The organism is Streptomyces sp. RKAG337 (genome assembly GCF_023701715.1).
In the GTDB taxonomy this organism is placed as follows: Bacteria; Actinomycetota; Actinomycetes; order Streptomycetales; family Streptomycetaceae; genus Actinacidiphila.
Window position 1 is genome coordinate 2,979,938 of sequence record NZ_JAJOZA010000001.1, and the last position, 19,473, is coordinate 2,999,410.

Sequence of the window (19,473 nt, forward strand, 5' to 3'; positions counted from 1 at the left end):
TGAGGCGCCCGCTGCGACCAAGGGCGGAGGGTTACTCCGCCACCTCGGCCTCGGCGGGAGCCGGCGTACCGGCACCGCCCTGCTCGACCTTGGCGCGAAGCGCGTCCGCAGTGCGGACGAACTCCGTGAGCGGGGCCTGGAAAGTCGCCGCGGCCTTGGCCATCGACGCCTTGATGCCACCGGCCACCTTGGCGAGCAGAACCTCGCGGGACTCGAGGTCCGCGAGCTTCTTGATCTCATCAGCGGTCAGCGCCTTACCGTCAAGGACACCGCCCTTGATGATGAGGTTGGGGTTGTCCTTGGCGAAGTCACGCAGACTCTTCGCCGACTCCACCGGGTCACCGGTGATGAAGGCAACCGCCGTCGGACCCGAGAACAGGTCGTCCAGCGTGCTGATCCCGGCCTCGTTGGCCGCGATCTTGGTCAGCGTGTTCTTCACCACGGCGTACTGAGCGTTCTCACCGAGCGAACGGCGCAGCGTCTTGAGCTGCGCCACGGTGAGACCGCGGTACTCGGTCAGCATTGCGGCATTGGAGCTGCGGAACTTGTCCGTCAGCTCGGCAACCGCAGCAGCCTTATCGGGCCTCGCCATGAGTCTCGGCCTCCTTCCGGGTGATTCGGACCGCACGGAAGGGGCTGGGCAACACGAACGCCCCGGCGCAGGCGCACGGGGCGTTACTCAACCAGAATGAATTCCAGGAGTTCTTCCACAGCAACCTGAGCGGGTCGTCCGCAGCTAGCGGATCCTTCGGCCGCCGCGCTCCTCAACGAGGGCACAGCAGCGACCAGCGGTCTTTGGCTTCTTCGGTAGCGTACGCGAACGGGTCGCGATACACCAAATCGCCTCAACGGGCCGCTCAGCGGCCGTACTCGGGCCGGAACGCCGGTGGGGCGACGGCGGCCCCGTCCGGGCGGGACAGGGGCGTACAGGCCCGGGACAGCTGACAGGCCGGGCCCCGCTCCGAAAGGAGCGGGGCCCGGCCCGAGTCGCGTACGCGGCGTCGTCAGAATCAGACGGCGGCCGGGTCCTCCTCGACGAGGAGGTTGCGGGTACGGCTCTGGTCCAGGGGGATACCCGGGCCCATCGTCGTGCTGATGACGGCCTTCTTGATGTACCGGCCCTTGGAGGCGGACGGCTTCAGACGAAGGAGCTCGTCCAGGGCCGCGCCGTAGTTCTCGACCAGCTGCGCGTCATCGAACGACACCTTGCCGATGATGAAGTGCATGTTCGAGTGCTTGTCGACGCGGAACTCGATCTTGCCGCCCTTGATCTCGGTCACGGCCTTGGCCACGTCCGGGGTCACGGTGCCGGTCTTCGGGTTCGGCATCAGGCCACGGGGACCGAGCACGCGGCCGAGGCGGCCGACCTTGCCCATGAGGTCCGGGGTGGCGACGACGGCGTCGAAGTCGAGGCGGCCCTTGGCCACCTCTTCGATGAGCTCGTCGGAGCCGACGATGTCGGCGCCGGCGGCACGCGCGGCCTCGGCACGGTCACCGGTCGCGAAGACCAGGACCCGGGCGGTCTTGCCGGTGCCGTGGGGGAGGTTCACGGTGCCGCGGACCATCTGGTCGGCCTTGCGCGGGTCCACACCCAGGCACATGGCGACCTCGACGGTCGAGTCGAACTTCGTCGCTGCGGTCTCCTTGGCGAGACGGACGGCCTCGAGCGGGGCGTAGAGCTTGTCCCGGTCGATCTTCGCGTCCGCAGCGCGGAGAGTCTTGCTGCGCTTCACTGCTGCTCCTCAATGGTGAGTGGAGTCGTGGTACGGACCGCGCGCGGCCCTTCCACAGACGTGCTTCGGGGTGGGTGTCAGCCCTCGACCGTGATGCCCATGGAACGGGCGGTGCCGGCGATGATCTTCGACGCGGCGTCCAGGTCGTTGGCGTTCAGGTCCGGCATCTTGAGGGTGGCGATGTCACGCACCTGAGCGGCGGTGAGCTTCGCGACCTTCTTGACGTGCGGCTCGCCGGAGCCCTTCTCCACGCCCGCGGCCTTGAGGATCAGCTTCGCGGCCGGCGGAGTCTTGGTGATGAAGGTGAAGGAGCGGTCGTCGTAGACCGTGATCTCCACCGGCACGACCATGCCACGCTGCGACTCGGTCGCGGCGTTGTAGGCCTTGCAGAACTCCATGATGTTGACGCCGTGCTGGCCCAGTGCGGGGCCGACGGGCGGGGCGGGGTTGGCCGCGCCCGCGTTGATCTGGAGCTTGATAAGCCCCGTGATCTTCTTCTTCTTGGGAGGCATTGCTCTCTCCGGGTCCTAGTGAGAGTTGTTTCGCCTGCTAGCAGGCATACCGCACTACGATAACGGGTATCGCGGTGCGGCCTGAAACCAAACAGGCCAGACCGGCGATGAAATCCGGTCTGACCTGGTCGGACGTGTAAAAAACTCAGTTCTTCTGGATCTGGTCGAAGCTGAGCTCGACCGGGGTCTCGCGGCCGAAGATCTCGACGAGGCCCTTGATCTTCTTCGAATCCGGGTTGATCTCGTTGATCGTCGCCTGCAGCGTCGCGAACGGGCCGTCGGTGACGGTGACCGAGTCGCCGACCTCGAAGTCCAGCACCTGGACCTCGATCTTGCGGGCCGGACCCGTGCCGTCCGCGGCAGCGGCGGCCTCGGCGGCCGCCTCGACCTCGGGAGCGAGCATCTTGAGGATCTCGTCCAGCGTCAGCGGGTACGGGTCGTACGCGTTGCCCACGAAGCCGGTGACGCCCGGGGTGTTGCGGACGACGCCCCACGACTCGTTCGTCAGGTCCATGCGGACGAGCACATAGCCGGGAAGCTTGTTCTGCTTGACCGTCTTCCGCTCGCCGTTCTTGATCTGGGCTACTTCTTCCTGGGGCACTTCTGCCTGGTAGATGTAGTCCTCGACGTTCAGCGAGACGGCGCGCTGCTCCAGGTTGGACTTCACGCGGTTCTCGTAGCCGGCGTACGTGTGGATGACGTACCACTCGCCCGGCAGGGTGCGGAGTTCCTCGCGGAAGGCGGCGACCGGGTCGATCGGCTCCGGCTCCTCGACGGGCTCGGCGTCCTCGGCCAGCTCGGCGTCGGCCTCGGCAAGCACGGCGTCGGCCTCTTCGTCGACGACGGCCTCGGTCTCGCCGGTCTCGTCCTGGGCGTCCTCGGCGACTGCCGCACCGGTCTCGTCGATGACGTGGACGGCGGCCTGCTCGGCGGCTTCGCCCGCGGCTTCATCGGCAGCTTCGGCCTGGTCGATGTCGCCGTCGGCTGCCTCGACGATGTCGAGCGCAGTGTCGTCGCCCTCGACGGACTCGTCGGCGTCGTACACGTTCGGGTCAGACACGGTGACTGCTTCTTCCTGACTTCAAGGGGTGGAACATGCGGAAAGGCGCCGCAGGGGCGTCGTCCGCAGGATCATCCGAAGACGTACGAGACGAGCTTCGCGAAGCCAAAGTCAATCACGGACACAAGCCCGATGACGACGACAACGAAGACAATTACGACGCTCGTGTACGTCGTGAGGTCGTGACGCGAAGGCCAGACGACCTTGCGGAGCTCGGCGACGATCTGCCGGTAGAAGAGGCCGAGACGGGCCAGGGGGCCCTTCTTTCCGCGCTTACCTCCGCGGCGGGCCTTCTTGTCCTGGGATGCGTCAGGCTCAGGGACCTCGATGGAGTCCGTGATTTCAGTCACTCGTCTTCACCTGACTCCGGGTCGTGGCCATACCGCGCCCGTCGCGCGGTACGGCGAGTGCAATTACCTGCCCGCATCCTGGTGAGGACGCGTGTAGCAGGGCCGGAGGGACTTGAACCCCCAACCGCTGGTTTTGGAGACCAGTGCTCTACCAATTGAGCTACGACCCTTTGAAGACGCCCCTCAACGTACCGCAGTTCGCGAGAGGGCCATCGACGGATGAGTGTACGTGTTCACAGGCCGGTCGTCGAACGGCTCCGCCGCAGGCCCCGCCGTCCACTCCGTAAACACCGGGGTGTCCACTCCGCAAACCGCGGTGCCGGGGCGGTACGCCGTCTGGGAGCATGCACTCATGACCGCTGCCACTCCCCCCGTACAGTCCCCCTCCGACCGTCGGGTGTCGGCCCGCGTCGGGTCGATCTCCGAGTCCGCGACACTCGCCGTGGACGCCAAGGCGAAGGCCCTCAAGGCCGCCGGGCGTCCGGTCATCGGCTTCGGTGCCGGCGAACCCGACTTCCCGACCCCTGACTACATCGTCGAGGCCGCGGTGGAGGCGTGCCGCAACCCGAAGTTCCACCGCTACACCCCGGCCGGCGGGCTGCCGGAGCTCAAGGCCGCCATCGCCGCCAAGACGCTCCGCGACTCGGGCTACGAGGTCGACGCCTCCCAGGTGCTGGTCACCAACGGCGGCAAGCAGGCCATCTACGAGGCCTTCGCCGCGATCCTCGACCCGGGCGACGAGGTCATCGTCCCGGCGCCGTACTGGACCACCTACCCCGAGTCGATCCGGCTCGCGGGCGGCGTGCCCGTCGACGTCGTCGCGGACGAGACGACCGGCTACCGGGTGACGGTCGAGCAGCTGGAGGCGGCCCGCACCCCGCGGACGAAGGTCGTCCTCTTCGTCTCGCCGTCCAACCCGACCGGCGCCGTCTACAGCGCGGCCGACGCCGAGGCGATCGGCCGCTGGGCCGTCGAGCACGGCCTGTGGGTGCTCACCGACGAGATCTACGAGCACCTCGTCTACGGCGACGCGACCTTCACCTCGCTCCCGGCGGTCCTTCCCGAGCTGCGCGACAAGTGCATCGTGGTGAACGGCGTCGCCAAGACGTACGCCATGACCGGCTGGCGCGTCGGGTGGATGATCGCCCCCAAGGACGTCATCAAGGCCGCGACGAACCTGCAGTCGCACGCCACCTCGAACGTCAGCAACGTCGCCCAGATCGCCGCGCTGGCCGCGGTCTCCGGGAACCTGGACGCGGTCGCCGAGATGCGCACCGCCTTCGACCGGCGGCGGCAGACCATCGTGCGGATGCTGAACGAGATCGACGGTGTGGTCTGCCCCACTCCCGAAGGCGCGTTCTACGTCTATCCGTCGGTGAAGGAGCTGCTCGGCAAGGAGATCCGCGGCAAGCGCCCGGCGTCCTCGGTCGAGCTGGCGGCCCTCATCCTGGACGAGGTCGAGGTCGCCGTGGTCCCGGGTGAAGCCTTCGGCACCCCCGGCTACCTGCGGCTTTCCTACGCACTGGGTGACGAGGACCTGGTCGAGGGCGTCTCCCGGATCCAGAAGCTGCTCGGCGAGGCCCGCGACTGACCGCGCTCCTCCGACGGGCCCCCGGCTGCTGCCGGGGGCCCGTTCTTGTTTTCGGGCAAGCGCCCGTTCGGTGAAAGCGGTACCGGACAGCGTCACCCGTACGGCAGGATCTTCGGATGGCACGTGATGTCCGTCTGCTCCCCAAGGCCCATCTCCATCTGCACTTCACCGGCTCCATGCGGTCCGAGACCCTGCTGGAGCTCGCGGACCTGCACGGTGTGCACCTCCCCGAGGCGCTGACCTCGGGCGAGCCCCCGAAACTACGGGCCACCGACGAGCGGGGCTGGTTCCGCTTCCAACGGCTCTACGACAGCGCGCGCTCGTGTCTGCGCACCGCCGAGGACATCCAGCGGCTGGTCCACGAGGCCGCCGAGGAGGACGCCAGGGACGGCTCCGGGTGGCTGGAGATCCAGGTCGACCCGACGTCGTACGCACCCCGGCTGGGCGGCCTCATCCCGACCATGGAGATCATCCTGGACGCGGTGGCGACCGCCTCCCGGGACACCGGTGTGGGGATGGCCGTCATCGTCGCCGCCAACCGCATGAAGCACCCGCTGGACGCCCGCACCCTCGCCCGGCTCGCGGTGCGCTACGCCGACCGGGGCGTCGTCGGCTTCGGGCTGTCCAACGACGAGCGCCGCGGGCTCGCCCGCGACTTCGACCGCGCCTTCGCCATCGCCCGGGACGGCGGGCTGCTCGCCGCCCCGCACGGCGGTGAGCTCGCCGGGCCCAGCAGCGTCCGCGACTGCCTCGACGACCTGCACGCGGGGCGCGTGGGGCACGGCGTACGGGCCGCCGAGGACCCGCGGCTGCTGAAGCGGCTCGCCGAGCGGCAGATCACCTGCGAGGTCTGCCCGGCGTCCAACGTCGCGCTGGGCGTCTACGAGAAGCCGGAGGACGTGCCGCTGCGCACGCTCTTCGACGCGGGCGTACCGATGGCGCTGGGCGCCGACGACCCGCTGCTCTTCGGCTCCCGGCTCGCCGCGCAGTACGAGATCGCCCGGGACTCGCACGCCTTCACCGACGAGGAGCTGGCGGAGCTGGCCCGGCAGTCGGTAAGGGGCTCGGCGGCGCCGCCGGAGGTACGGGAGCGGCTGCTGTCCGGCATCGAGGACTGGCTGGCGCTGCCGGCCTGACCGCCGGACGGCGGCCGCGGCCGCGCACCTGGACGCGGCCGAGCTGACCGCCGTCGCGGCGGCCTTCACCGTCGCGGCGACTGGCGGCGCTGCTCATAGCCGCCCTCAACGTCCTCGCATGGGAGCGGGTGCGCCGCGCCGGCTCCCTGTGCCGGCGGCGCGCCGGCCGCCCGCCCGGGATCTCGTCCGCTTCTTCAGGGGCCACAGCAGCACGTACGCCGCCGACACGGCCGCGAACGAGAGCCGGATCAGCCCCTGCGCCGACTCCGACGGGACCAGCAGCGCGCTCCCGTACAGCGAGAGCAGCGCGATCCAGCTCCACCAGGGCACCAGGCGGCGCTGCCCGACCGCGTCCCACAGCAGCGTCCCGAGCAGGATCGACGCGCTGTAGTACGTGTAGACGCTCGGGTCGAGGGCGATCCTGGCGTCCGCGCCGAGCAGCACGACGGCCGGCCAGCGGCCGCGCAGCACCGCCACCGTGCCGAGCCCGAGGCCCAGCAGGGCCTGCGCGGGACGGTCCCAGCCGGGGGTGACGGCGTCGGCCACCCCGAACCAGCGCAGCGCCGACGCGGGCTGGTTGGGGATCGCGAACTGCGCGGCGGCGGCCGAGCCGAGGTGGGTGATGTAGAACGGCAGCCAGGCCACCGCGACCAGGGCCACCAGCCAGCAGGCGGCGCGGCGCCAGTGCGCGCGGGGCAGCGCCAGCAGCAGCGGGAGGAAGGACAGCGCCCAGGGCTTGGAGTCCACGGCCAGTGCCAGCAGGATGCCGACGGCTGCCGGCCGGCCGCGGACCAGGGCGCGCACCGCCAGGGTGGTGAAGAACAGCGCCAGTACGTCGTCCAGGTGCGCGAACCGCACCGAGACCTCCACCCACATCGGGATGAAGGCCAGCCCGGCTATGAGCACCCGCTGCTGCAGCCGGCGGTGGTTGATGCCGGTCCCGGCGTAGAAGTCCGCGGCCGTACGGCCCACCACGACCAGCATGTACAGGCCCAGGCCCGACATGAACGCCTCGGCCAGCCGCTCCCCCACTCCCGGCGGGAAGGGCTCGAAGAGCGCGGCGGTCAGAAAGCTGACCGGGCCGATCTGCAGCTCCGGGTGGTTCTGGTAGATCGCGAGCCCACCGCCCGGCCCGCCGTCGGTCAGCAGCTGCCCGCCGGTCCTCAGGTAGTGCCAGGAGACACCGCCGTTGCGGGAGGTGACCACGAACCAGCAGACGGTCCAGAGTGTGAGGGCCACGGTGTGCCGGCGGACGGGCCACCGGCCGATCCATGCCGCCGGCCCGTCGGTGGCTCCGGTCGCGGCCCTGCTCGTCCCCGCCCTGCGCACATTCCGCCCTTACCGTCAGCTTCCGTCAACGACCGTTCGCCGGGGCGGCAATTCCCTCGCTCGGACCTCGTCACCAGCCCGCGCGGAAACCGCCGGGAGGTCTCTCCGAGACTCTTCCCCGCTCAAAGACGGGCTCCGACCATGACCGGTTCATTGACGAGCGTGACTCCGAAGGCGGATCGCACACCGTCGCGGACCTCACGGGCGAGGGCCAGCAGGTCCTCCGTCTTGGCCTGGCCGCGGTTGGTCAGCGCCAGGGTGTGCTTCCCGGAGATCCGGGCCGGGCCGTCCCCGTACCCCTTGGCGAACCCGGCGCGGTCGATCAGCCAGGCCGCGGACGTCTTCCGCAGGCCGTCCCCCGCGGGGTAGGCGGGCGGTTCGGTGTCCGCGCCGAGCCGGTCGTGCACCCGGCTCACGAACTCCGCGAACTCCCGCTCCGTCAGGATCGGATTGGTGAAGAACGAACCCGCCGACCAGGTGTCGTGGTCGGCCGCGTCCAGCACCATCCCCTTGCCGGCGCGCAGCGCCAGCACCGTCGTCCTGGCGGTGGCCACCGGGACCCGGTCGCCGGCCTCGACGCCCAGGGCGCGCGCCACTTCCGCGTACTTCACCGGCGCCGACAGCCCGCCGGCGTCCTCCAGACCGAAGCGCACCCGCAGGACGACGTACCGCCCCGGGTCGGCCTTGAAGCGACTGTCGCGGTAGGCGAAGCCGCAGTCGGCGGCGGGGACCGTCACCGTCTCGCCGCTGCGGCGGTCGTACGCGACGACCTCGGTGACGGTCGCCGAGACGTCCTGCCCGTACGCCCCCACGTTCTGGATCGGCGTCGCCCCGGCGGATCCGGGGATGCCCGCCAGGCACTCGACGCCCGCCAGGCCGGCCTCGACGGTCCGGGCGACCGCGTCGCTCCACACCTCGCCGGCCGCCAGTTCCAGCGCGGTGCCGTCGAGGGTGAAGCCGGTGGTGGCGATGCGCAGCGCGGTGCCGTCGAATCCGGCGTCCCCGATGACGAGGTTGCTGCCGCCGCCGATCACCAGGAGCGGCGTGCCGGCGCGGTCCGCCGTACGGACCACCTCGACGACTTCGGCGTCGGTGGTGGCCGTCACGAGGCGGGCCGCGGGGCCGCCGAGCCGGAACGTCGTCAGGGGGGCGAGGGGGGTGTCGTGGGTTACGTGCACGCCGTCCACCCTACGGGGACACCCCCTGGTGACCGGTCGGCCGGTCCCCAGGGGGTGTTCTCGGTGTTCTCGGTGTTCTCCCGGTGTGCTCCTCACCGGTCAGGCGACGGGCGTGCTCTTCGCCGCTCAGGCGACGGGCTCCAGGGTGCGCTGCGGCTGGGCATCGGCCGGGGTGGCCGTCGCCTTGCGCCGCCTCGGGATGATCACCGCGGCGACCGCCGCGAGGCCGACCGCTACCGCGCCGACCCACAGTGCGGGCACCAGGCCGTCCACGTAGCGGGTGGCGGACTCGTAGCCGCCCTGGGAGGAGAAGACGGAGGCGAGGATCGCGACGCCGAGGGCGCCGCCGAGCTCACGGAACGCGTTGTTGGCGCCGGAGGCTATGCCCTGTTCCTCGGGACGGACGCTGGACATCACGACGTTGGCGGTGGGTCCGAAGTACATCGCCATCCCGATACCGCTGATGATCAGCGCGGGCAGCTGGGCCGAGTAGGAGACGTCCGCCGTGACGACGAGGGCGAAGTACGCGAGGCCCACGGCCTGGAGCGCCAGCCCGGCGGCGATGATCGGGCGGCCGCCGATGCGGTCGGAGAGGATGCCCGAGATGGGCGAGACGATCATCGGCATGGCCGTCCAGGGGAGCATCCGGACGCCGGCTTCCATCGGCGAGTAGCCGGACACGTTCTGCATGAACTGGCTCAGCAGGAAGATCGAGCCGAACATGCCCAGGAACATCAGCAGGCTGGCCGCGTTCACCGCGCTGAAGGCGCGGTTGCGGAAGAGCCGCATCGGCAGGATGGGGTGCGCGGCCCGGTTCTCGTAGGCGACGAACGCCACGATGAGCGCGGCGCCGGCGATCAGCCCGGTCAGGACGGAGGGGCTGGTCCAGCCGTCGGCGTTGCCGCGGATGAGGGCGTAGACGATGCCGAAGAGGCCGGCGCTGGCGAGCGCGGTGCCGGGGACGTCCAGCCGGGAGTTCGGGCCGTGGCTCTCGTTCAGGCGGAGGCGGGCGAGGGGCAGCAGGAGCAGCCCGATCGGCACGTTCAGCCAGAAGATCCACTGCCAGGAGAAGTGCTCGGTGAGGGTGCCGCCGATGAGCGGGCCGGTGGCGACGGCGAGACCGTTGACCGCACTCCAGATGCCGAACGCCATACCGCGGCGCTCCGGCGCCACGGTGGCGGAGAGCAGGGTGAGGGTCAGCGGCATCATGATCGCGGCGCCGACGCCCTGGGCGGCGCGGGCGGCGATGAGCTCACCCATGCCGGGGGCGAGCGCGGCGGCGGCGGAGGCCACGGTGAACAGCCCGAGGCCGACGGTGAAGAGCCGGCGGCGGCCGAACCGGTCACCGAGGGCGGCGCCGAACATCAGGAGGACCGCGAAGGTGAGGGTGTAGGCGCTCACCGTCCATTCGAGGTCTTCGAGCGCCCCGCCGAGGTCCTTGCGGATGGAGGGCAGCGCGGTGGTGACAACGAGGTTGTCGAGGCTCGCCATGAAGCCGGCGAGGCTGGTGATGATCAGGGCCCATACGGCGGTACCGCGCCGGGGTCCCTTCTCCTGTCCTGCCTCTTGCTGCTGGTGCTCCTGCTCCTGCATGACCCCTCCCGGGGATTAGTTATCAGTCACTAACTTATGCGGGTACACGTGTGCGGCGATCTGCGCTGATCCGCTGCCGTCCGCCGGAGGCCCGGGCCCCGGAGGGCGGGGGTGTCAGGGGGCCGGCTCGGTCGGCTCGGTCGGCTTGTTCGGCTCCGCCTGCTCGGTCGACTCTTCGAACGGGAAGCCCAACCAGCAGCGGTCGTCCGAGGGGATCCCCAGCGACACCAGTGTGTTGATCAGCATCCCGGTCGAGAAGAACTTGTTCATCCACTCGTCGTCGAGACCGGTACGGGCGCGCACCATGTCCCACATGGCGAGCCACCGGCGGCGGACCAGCTCGGCCACGTCACCGTCACCCGACGCCGCGGCGGCGACGTAGAGCTGCATCTGCATGAGCAGGACATCACGGTCCTCCTCGATCATCTCGCCGTAGGCCTGCCCCATGGCCGCCAGCGCGTCCTCCCCCTCCAGGCCCTCCGCGGCCTGCTCGAAGGTGGCGATGGTGCGGTCGAAGCAGCGGTTCGCGGCGGCCTTGAAGAGATCCACCTTGGTGGGGAACAGCCGGAACAGATACGGCTGCGAGACCCCGACCCGGCGGGCGATCGCTTCCGTGGACGTTCCGAAATAGCCGCCCTTGGCGAACTCGGTCATCGCGGCACGGGTGACGCTCTCGCGCCGGTCCTCCGCACTCATCCGCATGCTCGTCTTCGCCATGTCTCTAAGGTAGTGACCACTAACTAACTTCGTCAAGCAGAAACCGGGGGCTTCCCTTCTGAGGAAGTCCCCCGGTTTCTGAGTCTGCTCAGGCCAGTCGGACGACGGCGCGGGACAGGCCCAGCACCTTCTGGCCGGCGGCGGTGGCCACCAGGTCCACGCGGACCGTGCGGGCCTCGTCGTCCAGCTTGATCGCGACCTTGGCCGTGACCTCGATCACCGCGCCCTTGTCGTCGTCCGGGACGACGACGGGCTTCGTGAACCGCACGCCGTACTCGGCGACCGCACCCGGGTCGCCGACCCAGTCGGTGACCACACGGATCGCGGCGGCCATCGTGAACATGCCGTGCGCGATGACGTCCGGCAGTCCGACCTCCTTCGCGAACCGCTCGTTCCAGTGGATCGGGTTGAAGTCACCGGACGCACCCGCGTACCGCACGAGGGTGGCGCGGCTCACCGGAAACGTCTGTGCCGGGAGCTCGGTGCCGACCTCGACCTCGTCGTAGGAGATCTTCGCTGCCATCCGGATCACACCCCTTCCTGCGCGCGGGCCACGAGCATCGTGTACGCCGTCACGACATGCTCACCGTTCTCGTCGTGCACCTCACCGCGGACCGACAGGACGTCGTTCCCCGCGAGGGACTTGATCGAGTCGATGTGCGAGACGACCGTGAGCCGGTCCCCGGCCCGCACCGGGCGCGAGTGGACGAACCGCTGGTCGCCGTGGACCACCCGGCTGTAGTCCAGCCCCAACTCGGGGTCCTGGACGACCATGCCGGCCGCCTTGAACGTGATCGAGAACGCGAACGTCGGCGGCGCGATCACATCCGGGTGCCCGAGCGCCCTGGCGGCGTCGGGGTCGGTGTAGGCGGGATTGAGGTCGCCCACCGCTTCGGCGAACTCGCGAATCTTCTCCCGGCCCACCTCATAGGGGCGGTGGGCGGATAGCTCCGCCCGACGAAGGACTGGTCCAGTGCCATCGGTACCTCCGGCTACGGGATGCTGATCAGGGTGGCGGTCATCATCATGGCGGGCGTGGTGACGACGCTGACGTCCGGGGTCTCATGCCGCGGGCGGGCGGATCAACGCCACGAGGCCGCCCCCAGAAATGGGGGCGGCCTCGTAGTGTGTTACGGCCTGTTGTTAGCGCGTTTCGCGGTGCGCGGTGTGCGCGTTGCAGCGCGGGCAGTGCTTCTTCATCTCAAGACGGTCCGGGTCGTTACGCCGGTTCTTCTTGGTGATGTAGTTCCGCTCCTTGCACTCCACGCAGGCCAGCGTGATCTTCGGGCGGACGTCGGTGGCGGCCACGTGAGTGCTCCTTGACGAACGGATGGGTACATGAACACAACGAGAGTAGCCGATTGAAGGACTAAACCCACAATCGACTACGACTACGCAGGGTAGCGGTGACCGGACTTGAACCGGTGACACAGCGATTATGAGCCGCTTGCTCTACCAACTGAGCTACACCGCTGCGATGAACTGACCTCCACCAAGCGGCGGGTGGCCGATCCATCAGAGCCCCAATGCGGAATCGAACCGCAGACCTTCTCCTTACCATGGAGACGCTCTACCGACTGAGCTATTGGGGCGAGCGAGGAAGACATTACACGGTCCGAAGCCGAAGGTGAAATCCATATCTCACGACACACTTCGGGCTCTTCCGTAGCTCTTCCGGGGCCCGTCCGGAGCTCGTTCCGACCCCCTCCGAGTGCACCGCGAGGCTCCCCCGAGGAGCCCGCGAGACAGCCTCGATCGACCACGCCAGTAAGACTATTGGCCTCCTCCCGGACCCTGCGTGAGCTGCCCCATAGGCTCGCCCCGTCCCTGCGTGATCTTGCCTCCCACCCGAGAGCCGCAGTACCGGAGGAGCGCGATGACCGAGAACCAGCGCGGCACCGCCGCCGAGACCACCACGCTGCTGCTGTGTGGTGCGCATCTCACCGACGGCCGCACGGTCGACGTGCGGCTGAGCGGCACCCGTATCGAAGCCGTCGGCACCGCCGGCAGTCTCACCGCCGCCCCCGACCACAGCGACGCCGACGGGACCCGCATCGACCTGCGCGGCTACCTGCTGCTGCCGGCACCCGCCGAACCGCACGCCCACCTCGACGGCGCGCTCACCGCCGACGCGAGCGTCGCCTCGGGCCCGCCCTCGTACGAACCCGAGGACGTGCAGCGGCGCGTCACCGAGGCCGCGCTCCTCCAACTCGGCCATGGCGCAACGGCCATCCGCACCCACGTCCGGATCGGCGACATCCAGGGACTCGGCACCCTCGCCGCCGTGCTCCAGGCCCGCCGCGCGCTGCGCGGGCTCGTCGATCTGCACGCCGTCGCCGTCCCCCGTCTCCTCACCGGTGTGGCCGGCGCCGACGGGCTCTCCGCGCTGCGCGACGCGCTCAAGATGGGCGCCGGCGTCGTCGGCGGCTGCCCCGACCTCGACCCGGACCCGAGCGGCTATGCAGAGGCCGTCCTCGCGGTCGCGGCCGAATTCGGCCTCCCCGTGGACCTGCACACGCAGGGTGACGATCCGGCCCGGCTGGCCCGGCTCGCCGCCATGGCCGGCGGGCTGCGCCCCGGTGTCGTCATCGGCCCCTGCAACGGCCTCGCCCGCCTCCCGCAGGCCGCCGCCACCCGCGCCGCGGGCCAGCTCTCCGCGGCCGGCGTCTCCGTGGTGGCCCTGCCGCAGGGCGGCTGCGGCGCGCTGGAGTCCTCCCGGCGCGGCGCGGCGGGGCTGCTCGCCCCGGTACGCGAACTGCGCGCGGCCGGCGTACGCGTCGCGGCGGGCAGCGGCTCGCTGCGCGACCTGGCCAACCCCGTCGGACGCGGCGACCCCCTGGAGGCCGCCTTCCTTCTCACCTCCTACGGCGAATGCGGTGCGGCGGACGCCTACGACGCGGTCAGCGGCCAGGCGCGGGCGGTCCTGGGGCTGCCCGAGGTCCGGGTGGAGGCGGGCTTCCCCGCCGAACTGCTCGCCGTACGCGGGGAGCGGATCGAGGGCGTGCTCTCCCTCGCGTACAGCCGCATCGTCATCCACCGCGGCCGGGTGGTCTCCCGCACCAGCGCCGTCCGCGAGTACTGCGACTCGGCGACCACCGCCGCCCTCGACCTGCCCCGCCAGTCACGGAGCGACGGCGGCCTCGCCTGACGCCTTCTGACGATGCGCCAGCCCCCGGGGCAGGCCGCCGTCGCGAGCGCGCCAGTCGATTCCGGGCGTCACCCGATGGTGAGCCGTTCACGCCGTGCACGCGCGCGGGACGCCCGGCGGGCGTAGCGTCGCCATCATGCGCATTGTGATCGCAGGTGGACATGGAAAGATCGCGTTGCGGCTGGAGCGACTGCTCGCCGCCCGCGGAGACGACGTGGCGGGCATCATCCGCAAACCCGAGCAGGCCGACGACCTGCGGGCCGCCGGCGCCGAGCCGATCGTCTGCGACCTGGAGTCGGCCACCGTCGACGAGGTCGCGGCGGCCCTGCGCGGCGCGGACGCGGCCGTCTTCGCGGCGGGCGCGGGGCCGGGCAGCGGCCCGGAGCGCAAGCACTCCGTCGACCACGCCGCGGCCGTGCTCTTCGCCGACGCGGCCGAGCGGGCCGGGGCCCGGCGCTACATCATCGTCTCGTCGATGGGCGCGGGAGCCGAGCCGGCCCCCGGCACCGACCCCGTCTTCGCCGAGTACCTGCGCGCCAAGACGGCGGCCGACGTCGACCTGAGCGCCCGCAAGAACCTCGACTGGACGATCCTGCGCCCGGGCGCCCTCACCGACGACCCCGGCACCGGCCGTCTCCAGCTGGCCGCCAGGACCGGCCGCGGCCCCATCCCCCGCGACGACGTGGCCGCCGTCCTCGCCGAACTCCTGGACACCCCGTCCACGGCCGGCCTCACCCTGGAAGTCATCTCGGGCCCCACCCCGGTCCCGGTCGCGGTGAAGGACATCTCCGGCAACTGACCCCGGACGAACCCCACCCGAATGAACGAAGAAGGGTCCCCCGGTCCGCGTTTCCGCGGTCCGGGGGACCCTTCTCCTCAATACCGTGGCGGCGCCAGGGTTCGAACCTGGGTAGGCTGAGCCGGCAGATTTACAGTCTGCTCCCTTTGGCCACTCGGGCACACCGCCAGGGAAGCCGCCGCAGGTCACTTTTGAGGGTGGTCTGTGGCAACGACGTAAACGATACCTGATGCGCGGGGGTGGTTCGCCACCTGATGGATCAGTGTTCGGGGCGGGCGCGGTGGCTAGGCTGGGAGGGCGGCCCGGGGACGGGTCGCGGTACTGACGGATCACAGCCAAGGAGCCAACTCAAGATGGCCGACTCCAGTTTCGACATCGTCTCCAAGGTCGAGCGGCAGGAGGTCGACAACGCCCTCAACCAGGCCGCGAAGGAGATCTCGCAGCGCTACGACTTCAAGAACGTCGGGGCCTCGATCGACTGGTCGGGCGAGAAGATTCTGATGCAGGCGAACTCGGAGGAGCGCGTCAAGGCGATCCTCGACGTTTTCGAGACCAAGCTGGTCAAGCGGGGAATCTCGCTCAAGTCGCTGGACGCCGGTGAGCCACAGCTCTCCGGCAAGGAGTACAAGATCTTCGCCTCGATCGAGGAGGGGATTTCGCAGGACAACGCCAAGAAGGTCGCGAAGATCATCCGCGATGAGGGCCCGAAGGGCATCAAGGCGCAGGTCCAGGGCGACGAGCTGCGGGTCAGCTCGAAGAGCCGGGACGATCTGCAGGCCGTTCAGGCGCTGCTGAAGGGCAAGGACTTCGACTTCGCGCTGCAGTACGTGAACTACCGCTGACCCGTTGGGGGGAAGCGGTGGAGTGGTGAAGTGGATGAGGGCGGCCGCCGGGACCATCCCGGTTGCCGCCCTCACCGCGTTCCTCACCCCGTTCCGGAGCCGCCGCGCACCGGCGGGCCCTGCCGGACGGCGCGCGGGGAGGCGCCGAGTTCGCGGCGGCAGGCCTTGTTGAAGGCCTGGAGGTCCGCGATGCCGACCGAGGTGGCGACGGCCGGGATGGAGAGCGTCGACTCGACGAGCAGATGCCGGGCGCGTTCCAGGCGGCGCCGCCGGATGTAGGTGACGACGGTGTCGCAGGTCGCGGCGCGGAACAGCCGGGTGAGGTGGTTGTGCGAGACGCCCGCCGCGCGGGCGATGCCGGGGACCGTCAGCGGGTCGGCGAGGTGCGACTCGATGTGCGCGATGGCGGCGGCCACGGCGGGGTGCGGGCCGTCGGACGCGGCGGGGGCCGTGAGGTGGGCGACGCGCCACAGGACGGCCCAGATCTCGGCCGCCGTCCTGGCGGGGCTGCCGGGCTGGGCGGCCACCGCCTGCAGCATCAGGGCGGAGAGCATGGGCAGTTGTGCGCCGGCGTCCTGGATGACGGGGACGCTGCGGGGCTCGCCCGCCTCGGGGATGCGCAGATGGGCGTAGAGGTGTTCGGAACGGCCGCGGTAGCGGTATCTGACGGTCGCCCCGGGCGGGACGAGGCTGACGCGGCCGGGCCGGATGGCGTGCGGGGTGCCGTCGACGGTGAGGTCTGCCGTGTAGCGGTAGAGGTGCAGCTGCCACAGGTCCGGGAGCCGGAAGACATCGGTGTGGCCGGCGGGGCCGTGGACACCGACTCCGAGGTTCACCACCCGGGGTGGCTCGTCGAGGTGGAGGGCGACGGCATCCATGGTGAAAACGTACCAGTAGTGGTGAGTGTGACCCACGCGCTGCCAGGGGATCCCTCTCTACCGTTGCCGCATGGAAACCAGCACTGGGACCAGCACGGAGACCAGGAGCCTGTTGAGCTCCGTCCAGATGGCGCACTTCGTGGCGCACGGCTCGCTGCGCATGGACGCGGTCGTACCGGAGGAGATGAACGAGCGGGCGATGGGCGTCCTGGCGGCCGGGATACCGGAGGTGCCGTACGGGACGCCGCTGGAGGAGGCGTACGAGCGGGGGTCCTTCGCCCGCGACCTCGTCGAACTCCCGGTGGTGGCGGGAGCGTTGCGCAGCCTCGTGGGCCCCGGGCCGGCCGTCGACCATCACGCGGTGCACATCCGCCGGCCCCGGGACGGGCAGGCGCAGCCGCTGCACGCCGACGCGATCATCGACGTACGGCCGGACGCGTTCGACGTACAGCTCATGTACTACCCGCAGGCGGTGACGCTGGAGATGGGCGGCACGCTGAGCGTGCCCGGCAGCCATCTGCGGCGTACGAACGAGAGCGACACCGGCCGGTACCAGAACCTGCGCGGGCAGACCCGGCTGGTGTGCCCGGCCGGGACCGTGGTGTTCCTGCACCACGGGATCTGGCACGGCGGCCGGCGCAACGACAGCGACGTCCCGCGCTACATGTTCAAGATCCGGTTCAATCCGGTGGTCCGGCAGCTGCGGCTCTGGGACACCGGCGATCTCGCCGACCCGGCGGTCGCCGCCGAGCTGGGCACGCGCTTCCCTTGGTACGAAGCCGCCGCCGCCCGGCTGGAGTTCCACAACCGGATCAAGCTGTGGCGGGCGCTGACCGGCGACAGCACGTACGACCTGGACCACTGGATGACGCGCGTCGCCAACCGGCCGCAGCGCGTCGTCCCCGCGCACCTGAGGAGCGAGGCATGAGCACCGTGGAGACCGACACCGTGAAGGCCTTGAGCGCCACGAGCACCCTGCGGCAGCGCGTACTGGTGCTGTACCTGACCACGTCGGCGCTGGACTCCGAGGTCGTGGGGTGGTCCGCCTACGACGGGACGGGCGCCACCTCGCCGACCACCGGGGACGGCGACGAACCGCCGTACGGGACGGGGGTGGCCGCGCTGTGCGACGGCTGGCGGCTGTTCCAGGCGGCTCAGCTGATCCCGCCGTATCCCGGGCACGAGTACGACACCTCGTTCCTCAAGCACGAGTTCTTCTTCGAGAAGCTCGTCGACACCGTGGACACCATCGGCCAGGGCGGTTGAGGAGGCTGAGAAGCTGAGGCGATCGCTCAGCGCGTGGCGAACGGCCGGTCGGTCGGGACGATCTCCCGGCCGAGCGGCACCAGCGAGAGCGGGATCATCTTGAAGTTCGCGATGCCGAACGGGATGCCGATGATCGTCAGGCACAGGGCGATCCCGGTCACGATGTGGCCCAGCGCCAGCCACCAGCCGGCGAAGACGATCCAGATGATGTTGCCGATGAGGGAGCCCGCGCCCGCGTCGTGCCGTTCGACGGTGGTGCGGCCGAAGGGCCACAGGGCGTAGTTGGCGATCCGGAAGGAGGCCACGCCCCACGGGAACGTGATGATGAGGATGCAGCAGATCAGGCCGGCGATGGCATAGGCCATCGCCATCCAGATGCCGCAGAGCACGAGCCAGATGATGTTCAGGATCGTCTTCATGGGCGGTGTCCTGCCATCTGTTCGAGGCGCGCGATGCGCTCGGCCATCGGGGGGTGGGTGGAGAACAGTTTCGACGTGGTGCCGGGCCGGAACGGGTTCGCGATCATCATATGGCTGGCGGTCTCGAGGCGCGGCTCGGGCGGCAGCGGCAGCGCCTTGGTGCCCGCGTCCAGCTTGCGCAGCGCGCTGGCCAGGGCGAGCGGGTCGCCGGTGAGGCGGGCACCGGAGGCGTCGGCCTCGTACTCGCGGGAGCGGCTGACGGCGAGCTGGATGACGGAGGCGGCGAGCGGGCCGAGGATCATCAGCAGCAGCATGCCGAGGATGCCGGGTCCCTCGTCGTTGTTGGAGCGGCCGACGGGGATCAGCCAGGCGAAGTTGACGAGGAACATGACGACGGAGGCGAGCGCGCCGGCGACCGACGAGATGAGGATGTCGCGGTTGTAGACATGGCTCAGCTCGTGGCCGATCACGCCGCGCAGCTCGCGTTCGTCGAGGATCTGCAGGATGCCGTCGGTGCAGCAGACCGCCGCGTTGCGCGGATTGCGCCCGGTGGCGAAGGCGTTGGGCGCTTCGGTGGGTGAGATGTACAGCCGCGGCATGGGCTGGCGCGCGGCCGTGGAGAGCTCGCGGACCATGCGGTAGAGGGCTGGGGCCTCGAACTCGCTGACGGGGCGGGCGCGCATCGCGCGTAGAGCCAGCTTGTCGCTGTTCCAGTACGCGTAGGCGTTGGTGCCGATCGCGATGACGAGGGCGACGATGAGCCCCGTCCGGCCGAAGAAGCTGCCGATGACGAGGATGAGTGCGGACAGACCGCCGAGGAGTACGGCGGTCTTCAGCCCATTGTGCCGGCGGTGCACGGTGCGCCCTCCAAGGTGTGCGGCGGGGGAACCTTCTCCCCTCTTAGGAGAACCTCCTGTACTGG

General features: G+C 70.1%; 21 protein-coding genes, 4 tRNA genes and 1 pseudogene. 7 read left to right on the forward strand and 19 right to left on the reverse strand.

The window, feature by feature from the left end:
* Window positions 1-31: 31 nt before the first annotated feature.
* The 6 genes from rplJ to LNW73_RS12980 form a co-directional block, all read right to left on the reverse strand.
* Window positions 32-592 carry a 50S ribosomal protein L10 gene (rplJ, locus tag LNW73_RS12955; RefSeq protein ID WP_250977264.1) on the reverse strand — a complete coding sequence of 187 codons (561 nt, stop codon included), beginning with the start codon at window positions 590-592 and terminating at the stop codon, window positions 32-34.
* Window positions 593-1,010: 418 nt separating this feature from the next.
* Entirely contained in the window at window positions 1,011-1,733 is a 723-nt protein-coding gene (gene rplA / locus LNW73_RS12960; protein ID WP_250977263.1) for a 50S ribosomal protein L1, read from the reverse strand.
* A gap of 77 nt (window positions 1,734-1,810) precedes the next feature.
* The gene (rplK, locus tag LNW73_RS12965) at window positions 1,811-2,245 is read right to left on the reverse strand and encodes a 50S ribosomal protein L11 (RefSeq protein WP_250977262.1); all 435 of its coding nucleotides are present in this window, start codon (window positions 2,243-2,245) and stop codon (window positions 1,811-1,813) included.
* Window positions 2,246-2,390: 145 nt separating this feature from the next.
* Window positions 2,391-3,305 carry a transcription termination/antitermination protein NusG gene (gene nusG, locus LNW73_RS12970; protein WP_250977261.1) on the reverse strand — a complete coding sequence of 305 codons (915 nt, stop codon included), beginning with the start codon at window positions 3,303-3,305 and terminating at the stop codon, window positions 2,391-2,393.
* A 71-nt stretch (window positions 3,306-3,376) separates the two neighbouring features.
* Window positions 3,377-3,655 (reverse strand): preprotein translocase subunit SecE, encoded by a 279-nt coding sequence (gene secE, locus LNW73_RS12975; protein ID WP_138352880.1) that lies wholly within the window; start codon window positions 3,653-3,655, stop codon window positions 3,377-3,379.
* Window positions 3,656-3,752: 97 nt separating this feature from the next.
* Window positions 3,753-3,825: transfer RNA gene (locus LNW73_RS12980), tRNA-Trp, on the reverse strand.
* A gap of 182 nt (window positions 3,826-4,007) precedes the next feature.
* On the opposite strand from LNW73_RS12980, the gene LNW73_RS12985 reads away from it, so the two are divergent.
* A complete protein-coding gene (locus LNW73_RS12985; protein WP_138352879.1) occupies window positions 4,008-5,246 on the forward strand; it encodes a pyridoxal phosphate-dependent aminotransferase in 1,239 nt (412 codons plus the stop codon).
* A 116-nt stretch (window positions 5,247-5,362) separates the two neighbouring features.
* Complete coding sequence (locus tag LNW73_RS12990; protein WP_250977260.1) at window positions 5,363-6,382, forward strand: adenosine deaminase; 1,020 nt, start codon at window positions 5,363-5,365, stop codon at window positions 6,380-6,382.
* A 105-nt stretch (window positions 6,383-6,487) separates the two neighbouring features.
* Here the strand turns inward: LNW73_RS12990 and LNW73_RS12995 are convergent, their stop codons facing one another.
* The 9 genes and pseudogenes from LNW73_RS12995 to LNW73_RS13035 form a co-directional block, all read right to left on the reverse strand.
* On the reverse strand, window positions 6,488-7,621 hold the full coding sequence (locus LNW73_RS12995) for a hypothetical protein (protein WP_250990002.1): 1,134 nt from the start codon (window positions 7,619-7,621) through the stop codon (window positions 6,488-6,490).
* Between the two features lie 212 nt (window positions 7,622-7,833).
* The gene (locus tag LNW73_RS13000) at window positions 7,834-8,889 is read right to left on the reverse strand and encodes a UDP-N-acetylmuramate dehydrogenase (protein WP_250990003.1); all 1,056 of its coding nucleotides are present in this window, start codon (window positions 8,887-8,889) and stop codon (window positions 7,834-7,836) included.
* A 126-nt stretch (window positions 8,890-9,015) separates the two neighbouring features.
* Window positions 9,016-10,482, reverse strand: a complete 1,467-nt coding sequence (locus LNW73_RS13005) for an MFS transporter (protein ID WP_250990004.1) — start codon at window positions 10,480-10,482, stop codon at window positions 9,016-9,018.
* A 114-nt stretch (window positions 10,483-10,596) separates the two neighbouring features.
* Window positions 10,597-11,199: a TetR/AcrR family transcriptional regulator gene (locus tag LNW73_RS13010; protein WP_250990005.1), complete on the reverse strand. Its 603-nt coding sequence runs from the start codon at window positions 11,197-11,199 to the stop codon at window positions 10,597-10,599.
* A gap of 88 nt (window positions 11,200-11,287) precedes the next feature.
* On the reverse strand, window positions 11,288-11,722 hold the full coding sequence (locus LNW73_RS13015) for a MaoC family dehydratase (protein ID WP_250977256.1): 435 nt from the start codon (window positions 11,720-11,722) through the stop codon (window positions 11,288-11,290).
* Window positions 11,723-11,727: 5 nt separating this feature from the next.
* A pseudogene (locus LNW73_RS13020) lies at window positions 11,728-12,179 on the reverse strand (FAS1-like dehydratase domain-containing protein).
* Between the two features lie 163 nt (window positions 12,180-12,342).
* On the reverse strand, window positions 12,343-12,507 hold the full coding sequence (gene rpmG / locus LNW73_RS13025; RefSeq protein WP_004571794.1) for a 50S ribosomal protein L33: 165 nt from the start codon (window positions 12,505-12,507) through the stop codon (window positions 12,343-12,345).
* Window positions 12,508-12,600: 93 nt separating this feature from the next.
* Window positions 12,601-12,673 (reverse strand) — tRNA-Met (locus tag LNW73_RS13030).
* Between the two features lie 45 nt (window positions 12,674-12,718).
* Window positions 12,719-12,791, reverse strand: a tRNA-Thr gene (locus tag LNW73_RS13035).
* Window positions 12,792-13,075: 284 nt separating this feature from the next.
* Here LNW73_RS13035 and LNW73_RS13040 point away from each other — a divergent pair.
* Both LNW73_RS13040 and LNW73_RS13045 read left to right on the forward strand, forming a co-directional pair.
* On the forward strand, window positions 13,076-14,347 hold the full coding sequence (locus tag LNW73_RS13040; protein ID WP_250990006.1) for an amidohydrolase family protein: 1,272 nt from the start codon (window positions 13,076-13,078) through the stop codon (window positions 14,345-14,347).
* A 136-nt stretch (window positions 14,348-14,483) separates the two neighbouring features.
* The gene (locus tag LNW73_RS13045) at window positions 14,484-15,146 is read left to right on the forward strand and encodes an SDR family oxidoreductase (RefSeq protein ID WP_250990007.1); all 663 of its coding nucleotides are present in this window, start codon (window positions 14,484-14,486) and stop codon (window positions 15,144-15,146) included.
* An 86-nt stretch (window positions 15,147-15,232) separates the two neighbouring features.
* Here LNW73_RS13045 and LNW73_RS13050 read toward each other — a convergent pair.
* Window positions 15,233-15,314: transfer RNA gene (locus LNW73_RS13050), tRNA-Tyr, on the reverse strand.
* Window positions 15,315-15,499: 185 nt separating this feature from the next.
* Between LNW73_RS13050 and LNW73_RS13055 the strand changes: the two genes are divergently transcribed.
* On the forward strand, window positions 15,500-15,988 hold the full coding sequence (locus LNW73_RS13055) for a YajQ family cyclic di-GMP-binding protein (protein ID WP_138352869.1): 489 nt from the start codon (window positions 15,500-15,502) through the stop codon (window positions 15,986-15,988).
* Window positions 15,989-16,071: 83 nt separating this feature from the next.
* On the opposite strand, the gene LNW73_RS13060 is transcribed toward LNW73_RS13055, so the two are convergent.
* Window positions 16,072-16,866, reverse strand: coding sequence for an AraC family transcriptional regulator (locus LNW73_RS13060; RefSeq protein WP_250990008.1), 795 nt, complete (start codon window positions 16,864-16,866; stop codon window positions 16,072-16,074).
* A 70-nt stretch (window positions 16,867-16,936) separates the two neighbouring features.
* On the opposite strand from LNW73_RS13060, the gene LNW73_RS13065 reads away from it, so the two are divergent.
* Window positions 16,937-17,794 carry a phytanoyl-CoA dioxygenase family protein gene (locus LNW73_RS13065; RefSeq protein WP_250990009.1) on the forward strand — a complete coding sequence of 286 codons (858 nt, stop codon included), beginning with the start codon at window positions 16,937-16,939 and terminating at the stop codon, window positions 17,792-17,794.
* Window positions 17,791-18,132 (forward strand): hypothetical protein, encoded by a 342-nt coding sequence (locus tag LNW73_RS13070; protein ID WP_250990010.1) that lies wholly within the window; start codon window positions 17,791-17,793, stop codon window positions 18,130-18,132. The genes LNW73_RS13065 and LNW73_RS13070 overlap by 4 nt, the downstream gene beginning before the upstream one ends.
* A gap of 26 nt (window positions 18,133-18,158) precedes the next feature.
* Here the strand turns inward: LNW73_RS13070 and LNW73_RS13075 are convergent, their stop codons facing one another.
* Both LNW73_RS13075 and htpX read right to left on the reverse strand, forming a co-directional pair.
* Window positions 18,159-18,551 (reverse strand): YccF domain-containing protein, encoded by a 393-nt coding sequence (locus tag LNW73_RS13075; protein WP_250977249.1) that lies wholly within the window; start codon window positions 18,549-18,551, stop codon window positions 18,159-18,161.
* Entirely contained in the window at window positions 18,548-19,408 is an 861-nt protein-coding gene (htpX, locus tag LNW73_RS13080) for a zinc metalloprotease HtpX (protein WP_250990011.1), read from the reverse strand. Before htpX ends, LNW73_RS13075 begins: the two co-directional genes overlap by 4 nt.
* Between the last annotated feature and the right edge of the window lie 65 nt (window positions 19,409-19,473).

Bases quoted from the DNA above. Each gene is read 5' to 3' on its own strand.
- rplJ (WP_250977264.1), bottom strand. From the start codon at position 592: ATGGCGAGGCCCGATAAGGCTGCTGCGGTTGCCGAGCTGACGGACAAG.
- rplK (WP_250977262.1), bottom strand. From the start codon at position 2,245: ATGCCTCCCAAGAAGAAGAAGATCACGGGGCTTATCAAGCTCCAGATC.
- LNW73_RS12985 (WP_138352879.1), top strand. From the start codon at position 4,008: ATGACCGCTGCCACTCCCCCCGTACAGTCCCCCTCCGACCGTCGGGTG.
- LNW73_RS12990 (WP_250977260.1), top strand. From the start codon at position 5,363: ATGGCACGTGATGTCCGTCTGCTCCCCAAGGCCCATCTCCATCTGCAC.
- LNW73_RS13005 (WP_250990004.1), bottom strand. From the start codon at position 10,482: ATGCAGGAGCAGGAGCACCAGCAGCAAGAGGCAGGACAGGAGAAGGGA.
- LNW73_RS13010 (WP_250990005.1), bottom strand. From the start codon at position 11,199: ATGGCGAAGACGAGCATGCGGATGAGTGCGGAGGACCGGCGCGAGAGC.
- LNW73_RS13015 (WP_250977256.1), bottom strand. From the start codon at position 11,722: ATGGCAGCGAAGATCTCCTACGACGAGGTCGAGGTCGGCACCGAGCTC.
- LNW73_RS13040 (WP_250990006.1), top strand. From the start codon at position 13,076: ATGACCGAGAACCAGCGCGGCACCGCCGCCGAGACCACCACGCTGCTG.
- LNW73_RS13045 (WP_250990007.1), top strand. From the start codon at position 14,484: ATGCGCATTGTGATCGCAGGTGGACATGGAAAGATCGCGTTGCGGCTG.
- LNW73_RS13055 (WP_138352869.1), top strand. From the start codon at position 15,500: ATGGCCGACTCCAGTTTCGACATCGTCTCCAAGGTCGAGCGGCAGGAG.
- LNW73_RS13060 (WP_250990008.1), bottom strand. From the start codon at position 16,866: ATGGATGCCGTCGCCCTCCACCTCGACGAGCCACCCCGGGTGGTGAAC.
- LNW73_RS13065 (WP_250990009.1), top strand. From the start codon at position 16,937: ATGGAAACCAGCACTGGGACCAGCACGGAGACCAGGAGCCTGTTGAGC.
- LNW73_RS13070 (WP_250990010.1), top strand. From the start codon at position 17,791: ATGAGCACCGTGGAGACCGACACCGTGAAGGCCTTGAGCGCCACGAGC.
- LNW73_RS13075 (WP_250977249.1), bottom strand. From the start codon at position 18,551: ATGAAGACGATCCTGAACATCATCTGGCTCGTGCTCTGCGGCATCTGG.